This is a genomic window from Dinghuibacter silviterrae (assembly GCF_004366355.1).
Lineage (GTDB): Bacteria > Bacteroidota > Bacteroidia > Chitinophagales > Chitinophagaceae > Dinghuibacter > Dinghuibacter silviterrae.
The window spans coordinates 3405351-3421724 of sequence record NZ_SODV01000001.1 but is presented as its reverse complement, the minus strand read 5'-3'; the positions used below and the strand labels follow the sequence as shown (position 1 = coordinate 3421724).

At 59.5% G+C, this 16374-nt stretch carries 14 protein-coding genes; 3 read left to right on the top strand and 11 right to left on the bottom strand.

Going from position 1 to position 16374, the window contains the following annotated elements:
* Positions 1-15 precede the first annotated feature (15 nt).
* From EDB95_RS14800 to EDB95_RS14780, 5 genes are all read right to left on the bottom strand, one after another.
* Positions 16-1641, bottom strand: coding sequence for a DUF1800 domain-containing protein (locus EDB95_RS14800; RefSeq protein ID WP_133994580.1), 1626 nt, complete (start codon positions 1639-1641; stop codon positions 16-18).
* A gap of 41 nt (positions 1642-1682) precedes the next feature.
* Positions 1683-2168, bottom strand: coding sequence for a hypothetical protein (locus EDB95_RS14795; RefSeq protein WP_133994579.1), 486 nt, complete (start codon positions 2166-2168; stop codon positions 1683-1685).
* Between the two features lie 158 nt (positions 2169-2326).
* A complete protein-coding gene (locus tag EDB95_RS14790; RefSeq protein ID WP_133994578.1) occupies positions 2327-2893 on the bottom strand; it encodes a helix-turn-helix domain-containing protein in 567 nt (188 codons plus the stop codon).
* A 187-nt stretch (positions 2894-3080) separates the two neighbouring features.
* A complete protein-coding gene (locus EDB95_RS14785) occupies positions 3081-3416 on the bottom strand; it encodes a heavy-metal-associated domain-containing protein (protein WP_133994577.1) in 336 nt (111 codons plus the stop codon).
* Positions 3417-3425: 9 nt separating this feature from the next.
* Positions 3426-5993: a heavy metal translocating P-type ATPase gene (locus tag EDB95_RS14780; RefSeq protein ID WP_133994576.1), complete on the bottom strand. Its 2568-nt coding sequence runs from the start codon at positions 5991-5993 to the stop codon at positions 3426-3428.
* Positions 5994-6094: 101 nt separating this feature from the next.
* Between EDB95_RS14780 and EDB95_RS14775 the strand changes: the two genes are divergently transcribed.
* Both EDB95_RS14775 and EDB95_RS14770 read left to right on the top strand, forming a co-directional pair.
* Positions 6095-7312, top strand: coding sequence for a bifunctional helix-turn-helix transcriptional regulator/GNAT family N-acetyltransferase (locus tag EDB95_RS14775; protein ID WP_133994575.1), 1218 nt, complete (start codon positions 6095-6097; stop codon positions 7310-7312).
* 111 nt (positions 7313-7423) lie between these two features.
* A complete protein-coding gene (locus tag EDB95_RS14770) occupies positions 7424-8572 on the top strand; it encodes a DEAD/DEAH box helicase (RefSeq protein WP_133994574.1) in 1149 nt (382 codons plus the stop codon).
* Between the two features lie 14 nt (positions 8573-8586).
* On the opposite strand, the gene EDB95_RS14765 is transcribed toward EDB95_RS14770, so the two are convergent.
* Positions 8587-10131, bottom strand: a complete 1545-nt coding sequence (locus EDB95_RS14765; protein ID WP_133994573.1) for a hypothetical protein — start codon at positions 10129-10131, stop codon at positions 8587-8589.
* Between the two features lie 59 nt (positions 10132-10190).
* Positions 10191-10520 (bottom strand): contact-dependent growth inhibition system immunity protein, encoded by a 330-nt coding sequence (locus EDB95_RS14760; RefSeq protein WP_133994572.1) that lies wholly within the window; start codon positions 10518-10520, stop codon positions 10191-10193.
* A gap of 122 nt (positions 10521-10642) precedes the next feature.
* On the opposite strand from EDB95_RS14760, the gene EDB95_RS14755 reads away from it, so the two are divergent.
* Positions 10643-13024, top strand: a complete 2382-nt coding sequence (locus tag EDB95_RS14755) for an ABC transporter permease (RefSeq protein WP_133994571.1) — start codon at positions 10643-10645, stop codon at positions 13022-13024.
* On the opposite strand, the gene EDB95_RS14750 is transcribed toward EDB95_RS14755, so the two are convergent.
* Genes EDB95_RS14750 through EDB95_RS14735 form a run of 4 tightly spaced genes read right to left on the bottom strand, consistent with a single transcriptional unit; the run spans position 13016 to position 16373 of the window.
* Positions 13016-13441 carry a hypothetical protein gene (locus tag EDB95_RS14750; protein ID WP_133994570.1) on the bottom strand — a complete coding sequence of 142 codons (426 nt, stop codon included), beginning with the start codon at positions 13439-13441 and terminating at the stop codon, positions 13016-13018. The genes EDB95_RS14755 and EDB95_RS14750 overlap by 9 nt on opposite strands.
* 53 nt (positions 13442-13494) lie before the next feature.
* Positions 13495-14880 carry a glycoside hydrolase family 47 protein gene (locus tag EDB95_RS14745; RefSeq protein ID WP_133994569.1) on the bottom strand — a complete coding sequence of 462 codons (1386 nt, stop codon included), beginning with the start codon at positions 14878-14880 and terminating at the stop codon, positions 13495-13497.
* 44 nt (positions 14881-14924) lie between these two features.
* Entirely contained in the window at positions 14925-15593 is a 669-nt protein-coding gene (locus EDB95_RS14740; protein ID WP_133994568.1) for a response regulator transcription factor, read from the bottom strand.
* A 21-nt stretch (positions 15594-15614) separates the two neighbouring features.
* Positions 15615-16373, bottom strand: coding sequence for a sensor histidine kinase (locus tag EDB95_RS14735; protein ID WP_133994567.1), 759 nt, complete (start codon positions 16371-16373; stop codon positions 15615-15617).
* Position 16374 lies beyond the last annotated feature (1 nt).

Below are 16374 nucleotides of genomic sequence, written 5' to 3'. Positions count from 1 at the left end.
TACAGGCATTGGGATTTAAGACAGGTGATATTCCGGCAGGTCCATCACGTATTTATAAAAGGCCTGTAACCGGTTGAATACGGTTGAATAGGCATTCATATCCGAGGGGTTGGCGGTGTACGCCTGCCAGGCCTGCGTCCAGTAAGCATTGTTGGTCTGGTTCGTGAGCAGGATCGTGCGCATCATCAGCTCCTGGTCGTTGGCGGACACCGGCACCGTGAGCAGGATCGACAGCGCGTCCGACACCAGTTGGACCGGGTCGCTGGGGTTGGAGAGCGTCGCCGTAAAAGCCACCGGGTCGACGACCAGCGTCGTGCCGCTCATCATGTCCCCGCTGGTCATTAGCAGGTCGGTATAATAGTTCCGTTGCGGATACGTCACCGAATTGATCCACAACTCATGGTAGGTCGGCGATTCATAATACGCGTACCAGCCGGCCACCACCGGTATCGCCAGGACCTCCTGTTGCAGGATGGTCGCCTGGTTGAGCAACAGCGTCCAGGCGCTGTACTGCCCCTGCGGGTTGCTGGCCGCGGGAAGCGCCAGGTTAAACTCCCGGACAAGACCGACGAGAAAGTCCAGCGGACTTTTGATCAGACAGGCGCCCGCATAGACCAGGTCGTAAAAGTGCTGGCTTTTAAAAAGGGTTGAGAGGACCGTGGTAATATTGTACCCGCTCGACCGGAATACACTGGCCAGGGGAACGATCACGTTCGCCTCCACCGTCGCATCGTCTACATAATAAATGAAAAAATTATACAGCTTCCGGCAGATGAATTTCGCCGACTCGTCGGTCCCCAACAGCATCCCCAGCATATCGTCCAGCTCCCCCGCCCCCACGGTCCCGGAATACCCCGTGACCACGTGGTTGGAATAATACGGGGAAAATTGTTTGTCCTGGTCATCGTGGTTCCCCGCCTGGAAAACATAGTTAAAACCCGCGTCCACCGTATGCCCCGTCAGGACACGGGCCGCATTGTGCACGTCCGTCTGCGTATACAGCGAATTCGTGCCCTTGCCCTCCGTATACAGCTCCTGCAACTCGCGGCCGTAGTTTTCGTTCGGGGACGTATTGACATTCGTGCTCCCGTTTAGAAAAATGAGCATCGCCGGGTCCAGCGTAATCGCTTTCACCATCGCGGCAAAGCTCCCCAGCGCATTCGCGCGGAGCGTCAGGTACTGGTTGTACCAAAGCTGGGCGGGAATATCCATAAAGTGCTGTGTCGCGTCCATGGCAAAATGATTGTGCCAGAACAGCGTGATCTTTTCATGGATCGAGCGGCCCGAGCCCAGCATCTGCCCCATCCACCAACACTGCATCGAAGCCACCCGGCTCGCGTTCAGGTTCTGGTCCTGGTACGTCAGTCCCGTCCCGATCCAGGTCGTATAAGGTGCCACACCGGTGACATCGGTTCCGTAATTGTTCAGGGGTTGGCTTGTCGGCGCTGCCGTGGGTGTGAGGATCTCATCCACCGCCTGTGACATCGACAGGCCCGAGAAATAGTTGACGTCGGCGACGGTCGCCCCGAAAAGGGTCCGCTTCAGCAGGTGCACCACCTGGGCCGTCCCCCAGGTACCGGTGTATTCCTGTATGCCGCTCGTGCTGCCGGGCCATGCCCTCATCGCGCTGTGGTCTCTCATTGTGAAGCAATTGGTGATAAACGTTATATAGGGTTGCGATTCTAATTTAAAAAGCCCGCCGTGAAGCTACCGGCCAGTACGAGGCTCCCCGGGGTACCCGTGACCGTTAGGTCAAAACTCCCCGTCACAAGACCGCCCGCGGCCTTGGAAAATTTCGTAATGGTCACCTCGTCCGTTGAATCCCCGCTGCTGTTGTAAATGTTGCCCTGCCCGTCCACGTACGTCACCAACACCGCGTTCGCCTTATACGTGCCCGTCGTGTCTCCAATCACTCGGATGCTGATGCTGCCCGTCGCGCTCGACGTATCCGCATACTGGCCCGAGATCAGTGTGCTGTGCAAGGTATCGACCTCCTGTACCGCGACGACCACGTTCGGAAAGTGGATGGCCGTGCTGCCGTTGGTCTGGCTGGTTGCTGTGAAACTAAGGGAAGGGGTAATCGCGCTGGAAGAAGTATTCTTCTTACAGGCAAGGGCAAAACAAATAACAAAGAGCAAGGGGACAACCCTTACCAGGCTTTTCTTCATACATCGGATATTTGAATTCTAACGGCAACAAATTACAGCAAATATTGCGCCATAGTATTAACTATCCGTGATATATTTTATTGTGTAGTAGCCTTGTAGTAGCCCGGTTCGGTCCAGCCGGTCAACAGGGCGTTCGGTCCAGCCGGTCGATCGGGCGTTCAGTCCAGCCGGTCGATCGGCGCGCGGTCCTTGCGCGCCAGGCCCTTGAACTGGGAAGGCGTCATCCCGGTGAGCTTCCGGAACTGTCCCGAAAGATGGGCGACGCTGCTATACCCCATCCTATCAGCGATCTCGCTGAGGGTCAGCTCATCATACCCCAAATACTCCTTTACCTTCTCCGTTTTTTGACGGAGCAGAAATTGCTCGATCGTGACACCCTCCATGTCCGAAAAAAGCTTACTCAGGTAGGGATAGTCCATGCCCACTTCCGAAGCGATCAGTTCGCTATACTTATGACGCGGCGGCTCGTCGCTATGATGGACAAGCCGGATGATGGTATTCTTGATGCTTTCGACCAGCCGGGTCTTCCTGTCGTCGATCCGCTCAAACCCAATGTCTCGCAATGAGGCATCCAAACGATCCAACGCCCCCCGGTCCAGTTCCGCCTCTTCCACGACCGCCTCCCCCAACCGCACCGACACCGGGTGCAGCCCTTCCGTCCTCAGCACACGGTCGACCGCCATGATACAGCGGTCGCAGACCATATTTTTTATAAACAAGTGCATTGCTTTCGCAAAGGTACGACGATCCGTCTTAATGCGCGAACGCGCGGTCCCCGTGGGGGGAACCGCGCGCTGCGGGGCCCATTGCGGCGGCGGGCGCGGGGCGTGGCCCTGGCGGGCTCACGGCGACTGCACATCGCTGGGCGCGGCCCCGCTCATTGCGCGGCGGCGCCGGTGCGAGGCGCCCTACCTAGGGCTTCCGGTCATACTGGCAACACTCGTCCAGTTTGTTATACGCCTTGTCATCCCCGCGGTACTTCGGGGTGTCGTAGCCCACGGCGGCAATACGCTTCTGGACGTCGTCGACGCTCACCTTGGTCGGATTGTAGACGAGGGTCAGGATCTTGGTATCCTTGTTCCAGTCCACCTTTGCGACACCAGGCAAAAGGGCCGCGCCCTCGATGTGTTTTTTGCAGGTAGAACAATTGCCCGACACCTTAAAGGTCGTCGTCGTTGTGTTTTGGGCAAAAGAAGCCAGGCCGATCAGGCTGAACACGGTAAACAGGAGTGCTTTAATGGTACGCATATAGGATGTTTAAATTGTTTGTATTGTGGAACGCCCCACGCTGGTTGCGGGACGCCCAACCGGACGAAATTTAAGCCGCAGGCTGTTGCCCACGACAGTAATGCTGCTCATCGCCATGGCGGCCCCCGCGATCATGGGGTTCAATTGGAATCCAAAGGCGCCGGCCGCCAGGGGGATGCCGATGACGTTGTATACAAATGCAAAGATCAGGTTTTGCCGGATGGCACGGAAAGTATACTTCGACAAATCCAGGGCCGCGGGTATCCGGTCCGGCCGGGCGTTGACCAGCGTCATCCCCGCCACATCCATGGCGATGTCCGTCCCGCTGCCCATGGCAATACCCACATCCGCGGCCGCCAGGGCTTCCGCGTCGTTGATGCCGTCCCCGGCCATACCCACGACCAGCCCCCGCCCCTGTAACCCGCGCACAAAAGCCGTTTTATCCCCCGGTAACAAACCCGCCTCGTAGGACGCGATGCCCGCCTCCCGGGCGATGACGGCCGCCGTCGCCGCGTTGTCCCCCGTCAGGAGATGTACGGCGATCCCGCGGGCGGTCAGGTCCGCCACTGCTTCCCGCGCACCGGGTCTCAGCCGGTCGTGGAGCGCGATACCCGCGAGCACAGAGCCGTCCTTCGCAAAGACAACGACGGTCCGCGCGGCGGATTCCTGGGCCGCGGCCCACGCCTCCACCTCCTGGGTCACCGCTACGCCACTTATGCGTAGCCAGCGAAGGTTACCTACGCGGTAAACGGAGCGGACGAAAGTCCCTTCAATTCCGGCTCCGGGCACGGAGGTGATGCCCTGCAGCGGCAGGAGGGGGAGCGCAGCGGGCACGGGACCAGGCGCGGTGCCGGAGGCTGCAGCGCCTCCCCCACCCTCCAGGGCCGCGCAAATCGCGCCCCCCAGGGGATGCTCGGACGAGCGTTCCAGACTGTAAAGGAGCGCCCGCGCCTGGACATTGTCACCGGCAAACCAGCGGAGCGCGGCGACCTGGGGCTTGCCCTCGGTCAGGGTGCCGGTTTTGTCGAGGACGAGCGCCTGGATGTTGCGCAAGCGTTCGAGGCTGGTGGCGTCCTTTACAAAAACGCCTATGGAGGCGCCCTTGCCGACACCCACCATCAGGGCGGTGGGCGTTGCGAGGCCCAGGGCGCAGGGACAGGCGATGACGAGTACGGTAACAAAAGCAAGGATCGCCTGGGGCAACGAACCGGACACCCACCATACAATAAATGCGAGGACCGCGATCCCGATGACCGAGGGCACAAAGACGGCGGCCACCTTGTCGACGAGTCGCTGGACGGGCGCCTTGGAGCCCTGGGCCTCGCGGACGTGGCGGATGATGCCAGCCAAAAGAGTGTCGCGGCCGACCTTGCCGGCGCGCATCCGGAAGGAGCCCTGCCGGTTAAGGGTTCCGGCCCAAACGGGGTCACCCTCGTGTTTGGCCACGGGGAGGGGTTCCCCGCTCAGGGTACTTTCGTCGATATAGCTTTCCCCGGCGTCGATGGCGCCGTCCACGGCGATCCGTTCCCCGGGGCGGACGCGAAGAAGGTCTCCGGGGTGGATGTTGTGTAGCGGCACCTCGCGGGTGGCGCCGTCCGGGGTTTCAAGAAGAACGACCGACGGTTGTAGCTCCATCAGCTTCCGGATGGCATCGGAAGCGGTGGTCTTGGCGCGGTCCTCGATCCATCGCCCCAACAGGATAAACGCGATCACCACACTGGCGGCCTCGAAGTAGACGTCGGCGGGCAGCCCTTTTGACCGGAGGTACCCGGGGTCGAGGGTATTAAAAACACTCCAGGCATACGCACACCCGGTGCTCAGGGCGACAAGGGTATCCATCCCGGCGGTCCGGTGCATGAGCATCTGCCAGCCGTGGCGGAAAAAGGGCCAGCCCCACACCAGGACCACCGGGGTGGCGAGGGCCCAAAGAATATAATGCGTGTAGGGCAGTTGGGGAAACGCCATGCTGATGAGGACCTGCGGCGCGGACAGCGCCAACGCCCCCATCATGCGGTTGCGCACGGCGCGGGTTTCCGCTCGGCGCGCGGCGGCGATGCGCGCGGGGTCGACGGAGTCGGGGTCGGCCCACGAGGCCGCTGGCGCGGCGGCGGCGCGGCCCGGGGCGGTGGCACGTGCGGGGTCGGCGGAGCCGGGGTCGGCGGAGCCGGGGTCGGCCCACGAGGCCGCTGGTGCGTCGGTGGCGCGGCGCGCGGCGGCGGCGGAGTCGGGGTCGGCCCACGAGGCCGCTGGCGCGTTGGCGGCGCGGCGTGCGGGGTCGGCGGCCGGCCCAGCCGAAGGCGCGGCCCCGACGGTACCCGCGGCAGCGGCCGAAGCGCTCTCCGGCAGGAGCAAATCATACCCTACCCCACGTACCGCCGCCCGCAGGGCCTCCGGCCCTATAACCGAAGGCTCGTATTCCACCAGGGCACTGGCATCCGCATAATTGACGCTGGCGCTCCGGACGCCCGGCTGGCGTTGGAGCGCGCGCTCCACGTTGATCGCGCAGGACGCGCAGCTCATGCCCGTCACGGGGACAGGAAGCTTGCGGGGTGTCTCGGGGAGCTTTTTTTTTTCCATCCCACAAAGTTCGCCCGCGGCAAAAAAACGATTGTTCCAAAATAACCTGATAGGGTTATATAATTCGGTGTATATTTACGTAAGCACTTACGTAACTACCTATGGATTTTTATTCAAAAACGGGGCCGATGGCCTTGGGGAGCCGGCTCCGGAGGTTGAGCGAAAGGCTCACGGACCAGGCGGGCGCGATTTATGCGCTGTATGGGAACGACTTGCAGCCGAAGTGGTTCCCGGTCTTTTATGTATTGGCGGAGGGAGGCGAGCGGTCGATCACGGACATCGCCGTGGACATCGGACATAGCCATGCGTCGGTGAGCCAGATTGCGGGGGAATTGGCGGAAAAGGGATATATCAAGGAAAAAAAGGGAAAAAACGATGCCCGCAAGCGTTTTATCGCACTCACCCAAAAGGGCAAAGCGCTCGCGGCAGCGATGCAGGCGCAGTATGAGGACGTCCGGACGGCGGTGGAGCAAACGATGAAGGAGGCGAACCATGACCTTTGGCGGGCGATCGAGGACTGGGAGTTTCTCCTGGACCGGAAGGACTTGTTGGGCCGGGTGCAGGATGTCCGGCGGGCGCGGGAGGCAAAACGGCTGCGGATCGTGGATTTCCGGCCGGAGCACGCCAAAGCGTTCCGGGACCTGAACGAGCGCTGGATCAGCACCTATTTCAAGATGGAGGAGCCGGATTACCGTTCGCTGGACCACCCACAGGAATACATCCTGGACAAGGGCGGGCACATCTTCATGGCGTTACTCGACGACAAGCCGGTGGGGACAGTGGCGTTGATACCGATGGCCGCGCAAAGCGCGGCGAAAGCGGCGGCGCAAGGCGCGGAAAGCGCGGCGCCACACGGCGCGATGAGCGCGGCGCCACACGGCGCGATGAGCGCGGCGCCACACGGCGCGATGAGCGCGGCGCCACACGGCGCGATGAGCACGGCGCCACACGGCGCGATGAGCGCGGCACCACACGGCGCGAAGAGCGTGGTGGCGGACGGCGCGGCGGCGGACGTCGTGGCGGCGGACGGCGCGCGCAGCGCGGAGAGCGCGGCAGCCGCAGCGCCGCAGGCGCCCGACACCCACGAACTCGCGAAAATGGCCGTCTCCCCCGAAGCCCAGGGCCTCGGCATCGGCTGGCTGCTGGGTCAGGCGGCCATAGAGCGGGCACGAACATTACACCTGAGACGAATCTACCTGGAAAGCAACACCCTCCTGAAACCCGCCATCAGCCTCTATTACAAATTAGGATTCCAGCGAATCGTCGGTCAGCCGTCGCCGTATGAGCGGGCGAATATACAAATGGAGCTGGTATTGTAAAATGACGTATCTTTGTGCCCGTTACACTCTCTCTTACGGCTAGAGCGTACCATAACCATCCTTCGTATTTCCGTTACGCTGCCGTTGGTTACCACTGCACTAAATATTATTATGTCATTTGAACAATTGCATCTCATCGCGCCCATCGCGGACGCGCTGAAAAAGAAGGGATATACACAACCCACCCCTATACAAGCCCAATCCATTCCCGTGGTCCTGAGGGGCAAGGACCTTCTCGGCTGCGCGCAGACGGGAACGGGGAAAACGGCGGCCTTTGCGATTCCGATCCTGCAGACGCTTTTCCTGATGAAACGCGGCGGAGACTGGAATCCGGGCATCAAGGCCTTGATCCTGACCCCTACGCGGGAGCTGGCGATCCAGATCAACGACAGTTGCAAGGCGTATGGCCAGGGCACGGGGATCCGGCATGAAGTGATCTTTGGAGGGGTCTCTGCGGTACCGCAGATCCAGGCGCTGAAAAAGGGGACGGACATCCTGATCGCGACGCCGGGGCGTCTGCTGGACCTGATGCAGCAAAAGGTGATCAGCCTGAAGGACATCAAAATCTTTGTCCTGGACGAGGCGGACCGGATGCTGGACATGGGCTTTATCCATGACGTCCGCAAAGTGATTGCACAACTGCCGGCCAAGCGGCAGACCTTGTTTTTCTCGGCGACGATGCCGGCGGAAATTTCGGGACTGGCGGATTCGATCCTGACCGACCCGATAAAAGTGTCGGTGACGCCGGTGTCTTCTACGGCGGAAACGGTGGAGCAGAGCCTATACTTTGTGGAAAAACCGGAAAAGCGCCAGCTACTCCCCTACCTGCTTAAAAACAAGATCCAGGGCCGCGTGCTTGTCTTTAGCCGCACCAAACACGGGGCGGATAAGATCGCGAAGGACCTGATCAAACATGGCATCAAGGCGGAAGCCATCCACGGCAACAAGTCGCAGAATGCGCGTCAGCGTGCGCTGGAAAACTTCAAATCGGGCGCTACCCGCGTCATGGTGGCGACCGACATCGCGGCGCGCGGGATCGACATCCAGGAGCTGGAATACGTGATCAACTACGATCTGCCGAACGTTCCCGAAACCTATGTGCACCGGATCGGCCGTACGGGCCGGGCGGGCGCGAGCGGGCGGGCGATTTCTTTCTGCGATACGGAAGAGCGTGAGTTCCTCCGCGACATCCAGAAGCTGATCAAGCGGACGGTGCCCGTAGTGAAGGACCATCCGTTTGCGGGGAGAGCCGTGGCCTAAAGGGTGGCCGTGGCTCACCCGAGGAACGCATCCGTCTTTTCATTACTCCTGAATTCCGCGAGGTGCATCTGCCCCGAATTGCTGGCGCGCAGGTTGGCGAAGGTGTCCTGGCGGACACCCCTGCCCGAGGTCAGGTCTTCTTCCAGGAAGTTTACTTTGGGCGTGTTGACCCGGGCGTAGCCGGCGGCGGCGAGGCGTTCGGTGAGCTGGGTGAGGCAATTGCCTATCGCGGTCTTTACGTTTTCCTTTTGATCCCGGAGGTGCGGCCCCATGCCGTATTCAGGCACTTCGTTGGCCAGCGCTTTCATCGGGTGGTGCATGGCTTCATCGCGGACCATAGCGTACATATCGTCCCGGGCTTGCTGTCCGGCGGCCTCTAAGGCGGACATCACCGTGTTCTGCACGCTGTCTTTGATCCAGAAGGCGTGGAGGTCTTTGACGTGGGAATGGAGGTCGTTGACGTGGTCGACCGCTACGTGGTCCTGGGCGGCATAAGCGATCGTCGGGATGGCCACGAAATTGGATAATCCTTTTGCAAAAAGGGTGAACACGGGCGCCAATGCGGCGGCCCTGTCGCCGGCCCCCGCACCTACGGCCCTGGCGCGGTTCCTGAGCTTGGCGAGTGCGTTTTCGTAGGCGGTCTGATGGCCTTCGATGCCACCGGCTCCTCCGGCATTGACCTGGGCGGCCAGTTCCGGCGCCTTCATGGCCAGGTTGAGTTGATAACCGATCTGGTTGGCCTTGTGCCCCCATTTTTCGTTGTCCCCCGTTTTGATCTTTAGCCGGGCGGCGGCGGGTCCCCAGGCCCAGTTTTTGCCCAGGCCCATGTCCTCGAAGTCTTCATCCCTTATGGTGGCGGCTTCGCTGTTTTCCCGGAGGTTGACGAGCCCCGCAATCATTTTCTCGTGGACGGATTTTATAAACGCTTTGTCGATACCGCCGGCGGCCTGGCCCGCCAGGAGCGGTGGTGATACGATTTCGAGCTCTTTGGCGGCGTCGGTTTCGAGGGTGAACGGGACTCCGAGAAGGCTGCTGAATGGCGCGGATTTGCCGACTTCGGTATGGGAAGGCACATCTTCCCCCTCATCGGTCAACTCCCAGTTGGCGAACTCGTATTCGAGGCCGAAGCTGCGGTGGACGGAGAAAATGGCTTCTTTCGGGATACCGGTTTGCACCAGGTAGTCCTGCCATTTTTTTTGTGCGTTCAGCAGGGTCTTGATATCGGCATCCTTGTCCTGGGAAGCGTCGTACAGGGCGGTGGCGCGCAGCCGCGCCTGGCTTCCGGTGAAAAGCGCGCGGGCAACGGGCCCGACACCATCCATGCGCAATCCCCATTCCTCCTGTATCGATTGGATCAGGTCGGGGTCCCCTGCAAGGTTCCGGGTAATTTTCTCCTTTTGGTCATTGGGCGCAGTGGCAGTGTCGTACACGGCGCCCGTGGGGTGAGCGGGTGGGTAGTATTTGCCGTTTTCCTGCTTGATGTTGACCCGTTGAACCACCGGCCGTTCGGCGGCGGCCCGGCCGGAAGGCATTGACCCGGAGGTTTGAATAGAACGCATGCCGGAAAAGTAGGGCTTTCTGTGCCCTTGGACAAGCGTACTAGTACCCGATAGTATTCCTATTCCATCTTTTTCGCCCGGGTCTTCAGGGCCCACACCTGTTTTTGCTGGTCCGGATGTTCATTCCAGTACGCGGTATCGACATTGAACAAAGCCCCCAGCAGGTCGCCGGGGTAAAGTTCCGCTTCCAGGAGGGGGTTTTTGTCCAGGAGGCCGAGCGCCAGCGGGACGAGGTGTTGCAGCCCAATTTGCTGGGAAATCAATACGCGCAGGTCGCCTGGGGAAAGGTCGCCCACGGGTACTTTCCGGAGGCGCTGGCAGCGCTCTATCAGGGCGGCGGCGGCTCGCACCGGGCGGGGGTCGTTTTCCAATTGTTCAAGGGAACTCATCGCGCAAAGGTACGTTGTATCGTTCCGGGTCGCCGCCTGTATCAAAAGCGGACGAAGCCAAAGGCACAGCGCGATGACAGTCAAGTACTTATCAACTGGCATATTTTTGGGCGGCCAACGGTATGCTGCTCTCCTACATCAAAATCGCCTGGCGGACCCTGCGCAAGGAACGCCTCTTCACCCTGCTCAACCTGGCGGGGCTTTCCACGGGTCTGGCCTGTGCCTTGCTGATCTGGCTTTGGATCGCCGACGAACGGGGCAAGGACCATGGGAACCCAAAGGACGCACAGTTGTACCAGGTGATGCAGAACCTGAAGGAGGACGGGCGGTATACGACCATGTCGTATACGTCGGGGCTGCTGGCGGCGGGGTTGAAGGCGGACTTTCCGCAGGTGGAGTATGCGGCCACGGTGATACCGGCTTCGTGGTTTGGGGACATGGGCATGGGGTTGCTCACGGTGGGGGATACCTTGCTGAAGGCAAGCGGACAGTTCGTGAGTAAGGACTACTTCGCGATTTTCCGGACACCCTTTGTCGCAGGAGACGCCCATGGGGTGATGACGGACATGCACTCGATCGCGATGTCGGAAAAGCTAGCCCGGGAAATATATGGCAGTCCGCAAAATGCGCTCAACAAAAGCATCCGCTGGAACCAGGGGCAGTTTGACGGGACCTACCTCATCACCGGGGTTTTTGAAGACCGGCCCACCAGTGATACAGACCCGTTTGATATTCTGCTCAACTTCGACCTCTTTGGCAAAAAACGGCCGGGGATCGTCACCGATTGGGGGAACAGCGATCCGAGTACCTTTGTCCGGCTTAAACCGGGTACGGACACGGCGCAATTCAATGCGTTGATTGCAAACTATGTGCAAAAAAGGCAGACGTACAAGGAGGACAAGGTCCTGTTCGTACGGCGTTTTTCGGATCGTTATCTCCACGACCAGTATACCGACGGACACCTCTCCGGCGGCCGGATCATCTATGTGCGGTTGTTCTCGCTGATCGCCGTTTTTATCCTGGCGCTGGCCTGTATCAACTTTATGAACCTTTCCACGGCGCGGGCGTCCAGAAGGCTGAAGGAAGTGGGTATCAAAAAAGTGGTGGGCGCCCGGAGGAGTTCGCTTGTACTTCAATATTTGGGAGAGTCGGTATTGATGAGCTTCCTGGCGCTGGGCCTGGCGTTGGCCCTGGTGTCGGTTTTCCTGCCGGCTTTTAACAGCCTGACCGGGAAGACGCTGGGACTGGGGTGGGCGGTGACGGTCCCTGCGGCCGTCGTGGCGCTGGCCACGGGTCTTTTTGCGGGGAGCTACCCGGCCTTGTACCTGTCGGGTTTTACACCCATCGCCACGCTGAAGGGGTCGCTCCACACGATTCCCGCGGAGCTGTGGGTGCGCAAGGGGCTGGTCGTTTTTCAGTTTGTGCTTTCCGTGAGCGCGATTGTCGGTGTCCTGGTCATTTACCGTCAGCTGCACTATATCCAAACCAGGGACCTGGGTTATAGCCGGGACCACGTGATTGATTTTCCGGTACCCGTCAGCGATAGCCTGAGCGAGCGGCACGCCATCAGCTTCCTGAACGAGGTGCAAAACCTGCCGGGCGTCGTCAGCGCGGGCAGCCACCACCATGACTTTAACGGGGGGCATGGGGGCATTGGAGGTTTTGACTGGCCGGGCAAAAAACCGGGCCAGGAACTGACCTTTGCCAACCTGGAGGTGGGCACGGGTTTTATGCGGACGATGGGAATCCGGATGAAGGAAGGGCGCTATATGTCCGACGACTCCAGCGCCCATAACGAAATCGTGTTCAACGAAGCCGCTATCCGGTTCATGGGGTTGAAACACCCCATCGGGCAAACCATTACCTTCTGGGGCATGCACAAACAGATCGTGGGTGTGGCCGAGGACTTTAACTTCGAGTCCTTGTATAAAACCATCGAGCCCGCTTTTTTCCAGGTATATTCCATCACCGACAATATCGTCATCAAGATCCGGGCGGGCTCGGAACACCAGGTCATCGAACAGGTGGGGTCGATGTATAGCCGCTTTTACAAGGGGCTGTCCTTTGACTACCGTTTCCTGGACGACGAGTATGCAAAACTATATGCGGCGGAAAACCGGGTTTCCCTGTTGTCGCGTTACTTTGCGGGTCTGGCCATCCTGATCTCGTGTCTGGGGCTTTTCGGCCTGGCGGCGTTTACCGCTCAGCGCCGGCAAAAGGAAATCGGCATCCGCAAGGTGATCGGGGCCTCCGTGACGCGGATCGCGCTGATGCTGTCCAGGGACTTTTTCAGGCTGGTGGCGATCGCCACCCTCGTCGCCTTTCCGCTCACGTGGTGGGCGATGAACCGCTGGCTGGAGGCTTTTGCCTACCGCATCCGTATCGGTGGGGATATTTTCCTGATCTCAGGAGGCGCCATCATGGGGATCACGCTCCTGACCATCGGGTTCCAGGCGGTGAAGGCAGGCAGGGCCAACCCGGTGAACAGCCTCCGGTCAGAATGATATACTGTTTTCCCTGACATACCAATACACATTCCCATCCACCCCATTTGTCGTCAGGACCAGCGTATCGTGTGCCCAGGATACCAGGAGCACCAGGGACGTCTGCGGCGTACGGTAAAAAGTGCTGAACACCAGGGCGGGCACCTTAAACGATCCGCCACCGGCCAGGGGGGAGACGTTTTGATATACGTACGACCCCGTGTCGCTCAGGCTGTTCTGCCAGTATTGCGCAAAGAGCCCGTCGGCACCAAGGTATAATTGAAGGGTGCTGTCCCGCGGGAGTTCGACGGTGCGGCCCTGGAAACCGATCGTGTATTGGGCGCAGATCCAGTCGCCGGTCAGGCTGGGATTCCCATTGTGTTTTTTGCAGGCGGAGAAAACAAACAGGAGGGCAAACGCCAGTAAAGGGATACGCATAGCAACTACTTTTCCTCCCTGACAATACCCGCCCGAAAAGCGTTGCACGACGGCTAAAACCCAAGTCTTTTGCGCAGCTCCTCCGGCACGAAATCCGCGCGTTTAAACGGATGCGCCTCGGTGTTGAAGACGTAGTCCTTGACGTTGACGGCGGGGTTGCCGCCGAACAACAAGTAGAGGTACTTCATGGTCTCTGCAAAAAAGAACGTCGGCAACTGGTTGTTTTGCTCCTTGGTCCGCACGTCGGTAATGGAGGAAAAAGCAATGGGCGTCCGGCAGTATTGCAGAATATCTTTATAGAAGGTGTACCCCATCTTGCGGTAACGTTCCTTGCCGGTCAGCGTATAGAGGTAGTACGCAGACTCGATAATTTCCGGATTGAGGTCGTAGCCGGGGTCGGTAATAGAAGACGTATGGTAATTAAACCCACCGGGCTCCAGGCCATAACGGTTCCACAACCAGTACCAGGTGGCTTCGAGCTTTTCGGCCCGGCGGAGGTCTCCGTCCATGGCTAAAATGGAGGGGAAAAAGGCGTCGTACAACGTCACCTCTGGGAGCACCTTGGCGCCGGTGTTCATGTCGACATAGCCGTACCAGAGGGAAGTGTCGCTTTCCTCGGGGATGTAGCGGTTGATGGCTTTGATGGAGGTGTCCCACATGGTCTTTAGCTCGGGGTCGTGGAAAAGACGCCAGCCTTTATAGAGGTACTCGAAGTAAGAGTCGGCGCAGGCGCCGATAAAGCTGCGGGTGTCGAGCCATTGACCGGTTTCGACGTCGATGTCAAAACCCTCCAGGCCGATAGCGGAGCGGCGGGTGAAGAGGGCGCGGCTGGCCTTTTTGCCGGCCTGGTAGTAGCGGGGGTCTCGCGTATAGTAGCTGAGGATCCCCAACTCGAACAGGTAGGACCCGGCTTCCGCCACGTTGACGCGCGTGCCCTTGACAGCCCCCGTCCGGAGGTTGACCCAATAGTAAGGGATGCCGGTCGGGGATTGAAAGGCCTTTAGCTCGCGATCCCCGAAGTCCTTGGCCCGGGCCAGGATGGCGGGGTCGTGGGTCCACTGGTACATATTGAGAAGACCTCCGAGGATCCGGATGTTCACCTCGAAGGTCTTCACAAAAATATCTTTGTCGAAGGAAACGCTGTCGATGATGTAGCGCTCGACCCCGGCTGCTTGTTCATTTAATCCCATGACGCGCATGGTGCTGTAGGCATCGATGGGCGAGATGTGCAGCGACTCTTTATACCAGTCCGAGAAACCACCGGTATTGGGCAGGAGGACATCGTGTCCCCAGGCGTATTTCCGGTAGGCGTCCCAGGAACGGATGAATTCCCGGCGGACGTCGTCGGGGGTATACCCCGAAGGGTGGTTCGTGGTCCCGTATTGGGCTGCCGCGGGCAATGCGGCGAGCAGGGTCAGCAGCAGATACGTGTAGCGCATCCGGCAATTTAGGGAAAAATAGCGTCCCCGGTGAGCGGGCCGGCCTATCCGGCCGAGGCCGTCCCCGCTGTCCCCGCCCCCATCCCGTTGTACAGGTTGAACCGTTCGACGAGCTCGACGATGTTGCGGACGTTGAGCTTTTGAAAGATCCGGACCTTGTACGTGCTGACGGTCGAAATCTGAAGGTGCAGGAGACGGGCGATCTCGGCGATGCCGTTCCCCTGGATCAACAGACGGACCACTTCCGTTTCCCGGTTGGAAAGGGTCAGCAGCGGGTTGGACACCTCCTGTTTTTTCTGGTGGATCTTGTCGAGTAAGTACGCCTTGACGGAGGGGCCGAAGTATTTTTCGTTGTTGAGCACACTGCGGATGGCGTACTTGATCTCCTGCTCGTCGGAGTTCTTCATCAGGAAGCCATCGGCCCCCGCCTGGAGATAACGGAACCCGTAGAGGTGCTCGTCGTACGCCGTGAAAATGAGGATCTTTAAATTGGGTTGACGGAGGCGGAGGACGTCGATCATCTGGAAGCTGTTGCCCCCCGGAATGTTGATGTCCAATACAAGCAGGTCGAAGGGACGCTCCTCTATAAGGTGCAAGGTTTCGTCGAAGTTGGCTGCCTCGGAGACAGATACGTCTTCAAACAATTCCTTGATCAGGGCAATCGTGCCATACCTGACAATTGCATGATCATCCGCCATGAGAATGTTTACCATTAAGCGTTATTTTTTTAGATGCTATTCTGAAAATTCCAACATCATCACCGTCCCGCCTTCTTCGGCCCTGCTCACGACCAGCTTCCCCTTTATCCTACCCAGCAATTCCCGCACCAGCATAAGCCCCAGTCCCGGGGGTCTGAAGTCCTCCCCCGGCAACGGCGTGTCAAAACCAGCCGCTTCGGTGTTGCACCACTCTATATACTCCCGGCTCATACCCCTGCCGGTGTCGGTCACCTCGATCCGGATGGCGCCGTCGCTCCTGCTTGAACTGATGACCACGGTCCCGCCGGAGGTAAACTTGAGCGCGTTGTCCAGGATATTGTGTACAATGACGGCCAGACAGTCCGGATCTGTTTCCATGATCAGGGTGGGGTCTACCCGGTTGATGATCTCTATTCCTTTTGCATAGGCGATGTGGTGAAAAAGGGTGGCTTTCGCCGCTATCGCCAGGTGCACATTGACTTTTTTAAACCGTCCGTCCGCCGCCGCCCGCAATTGTACCCTCGAATACTGGAGGAGGTCCTCCACCAGGCCGTGCATGCGCTCGGCAGAGGTGTACAGCAACTGTGCCCGTTCGGCCAGGTTTTCGGTGTCCAGCCCGCGCTCCAGGTCCTCCTGGAGGGACCGGGCGGTCCACATGAAGTAACGGAGCGGCGTCCTGATATCATGTACGATGGCACCAATCAGGATCTGTTGCATATACAGGATATGCCCCCATTCCCCGGGATGCCACCCGGAGCCGCTTTCGTTAACCGTTTTAGCTTTCGTGTCTGCCATG

What these genes read in the sequence shown, in the direction of transcription:
- EDB95_RS14800 (WP_133994580.1), bottom strand. Translation starts at nt 1,641, where the DNA reads ATGAGAGACCACAGCGCGATGAGGGCATGGCCCGGCAGCACGAGCGGC.
- EDB95_RS14795 (WP_133994579.1), bottom strand. Translation starts at nt 2,168, where the DNA reads ATGAAGAAAAGCCTGGTAAGGGTTGTCCCCTTGCTCTTTGTTATTTGT.
- EDB95_RS14790 (WP_133994578.1), bottom strand. Translation starts at nt 2,893, where the DNA reads ATGCACTTGTTTATAAAAAATATGGTCTGCGACCGCTGTATCATGGCG.
- EDB95_RS14785 (WP_133994577.1), bottom strand. Translation starts at nt 3,416, where the DNA reads ATGCGTACCATTAAAGCACTCCTGTTTACCGTGTTCAGCCTGATCGGC.
- EDB95_RS14780 (WP_133994576.1), bottom strand. Translation starts at nt 5,993, where the DNA reads ATGGAAAAAAAAAAGCTCCCCGAGACACCCCGCAAGCTTCCTGTCCCC.
- EDB95_RS14775 (WP_133994575.1), top strand. Translation starts at nt 6,095, where the DNA reads ATGGATTTTTATTCAAAAACGGGGCCGATGGCCTTGGGGAGCCGGCTC.
- EDB95_RS14770 (WP_133994574.1), top strand. Translation starts at nt 7,424, where the DNA reads ATGTCATTTGAACAATTGCATCTCATCGCGCCCATCGCGGACGCGCTG.
- EDB95_RS14765 (WP_133994573.1), bottom strand. Translation starts at nt 10,131, where the DNA reads ATGCGTTCTATTCAAACCTCCGGGTCAATGCCTTCCGGCCGGGCCGCC.
- EDB95_RS14760 (WP_133994572.1), bottom strand. Translation starts at nt 10,520, where the DNA reads ATGAGTTCCCTTGAACAATTGGAAAACGACCCCCGCCCGGTGCGAGCC.
- EDB95_RS14755 (WP_133994571.1), top strand. Translation starts at nt 10,643, where the DNA reads ATGCTGCTCTCCTACATCAAAATCGCCTGGCGGACCCTGCGCAAGGAA.
- EDB95_RS14750 (WP_133994570.1), bottom strand. Translation starts at nt 13,441, where the DNA reads ATGCGTATCCCTTTACTGGCGTTTGCCCTCCTGTTTGTTTTCTCCGCC.
- EDB95_RS14745 (WP_133994569.1), bottom strand. Translation starts at nt 14,880, where the DNA reads ATGCGCTACACGTATCTGCTGCTGACCCTGCTCGCCGCATTGCCCGCG.
- EDB95_RS14740 (WP_133994568.1), bottom strand. Translation starts at nt 15,593, where the DNA reads ATGGTAAACATTCTCATGGCGGATGATCATGCAATTGTCAGGTATGGC.
- EDB95_RS14735 (WP_133994567.1), bottom strand. Translation starts at nt 16,373, where the DNA reads ATGGCAGACACGAAAGCTAAAACGGTTAACGAAAGCGGCTCCGGGTGG.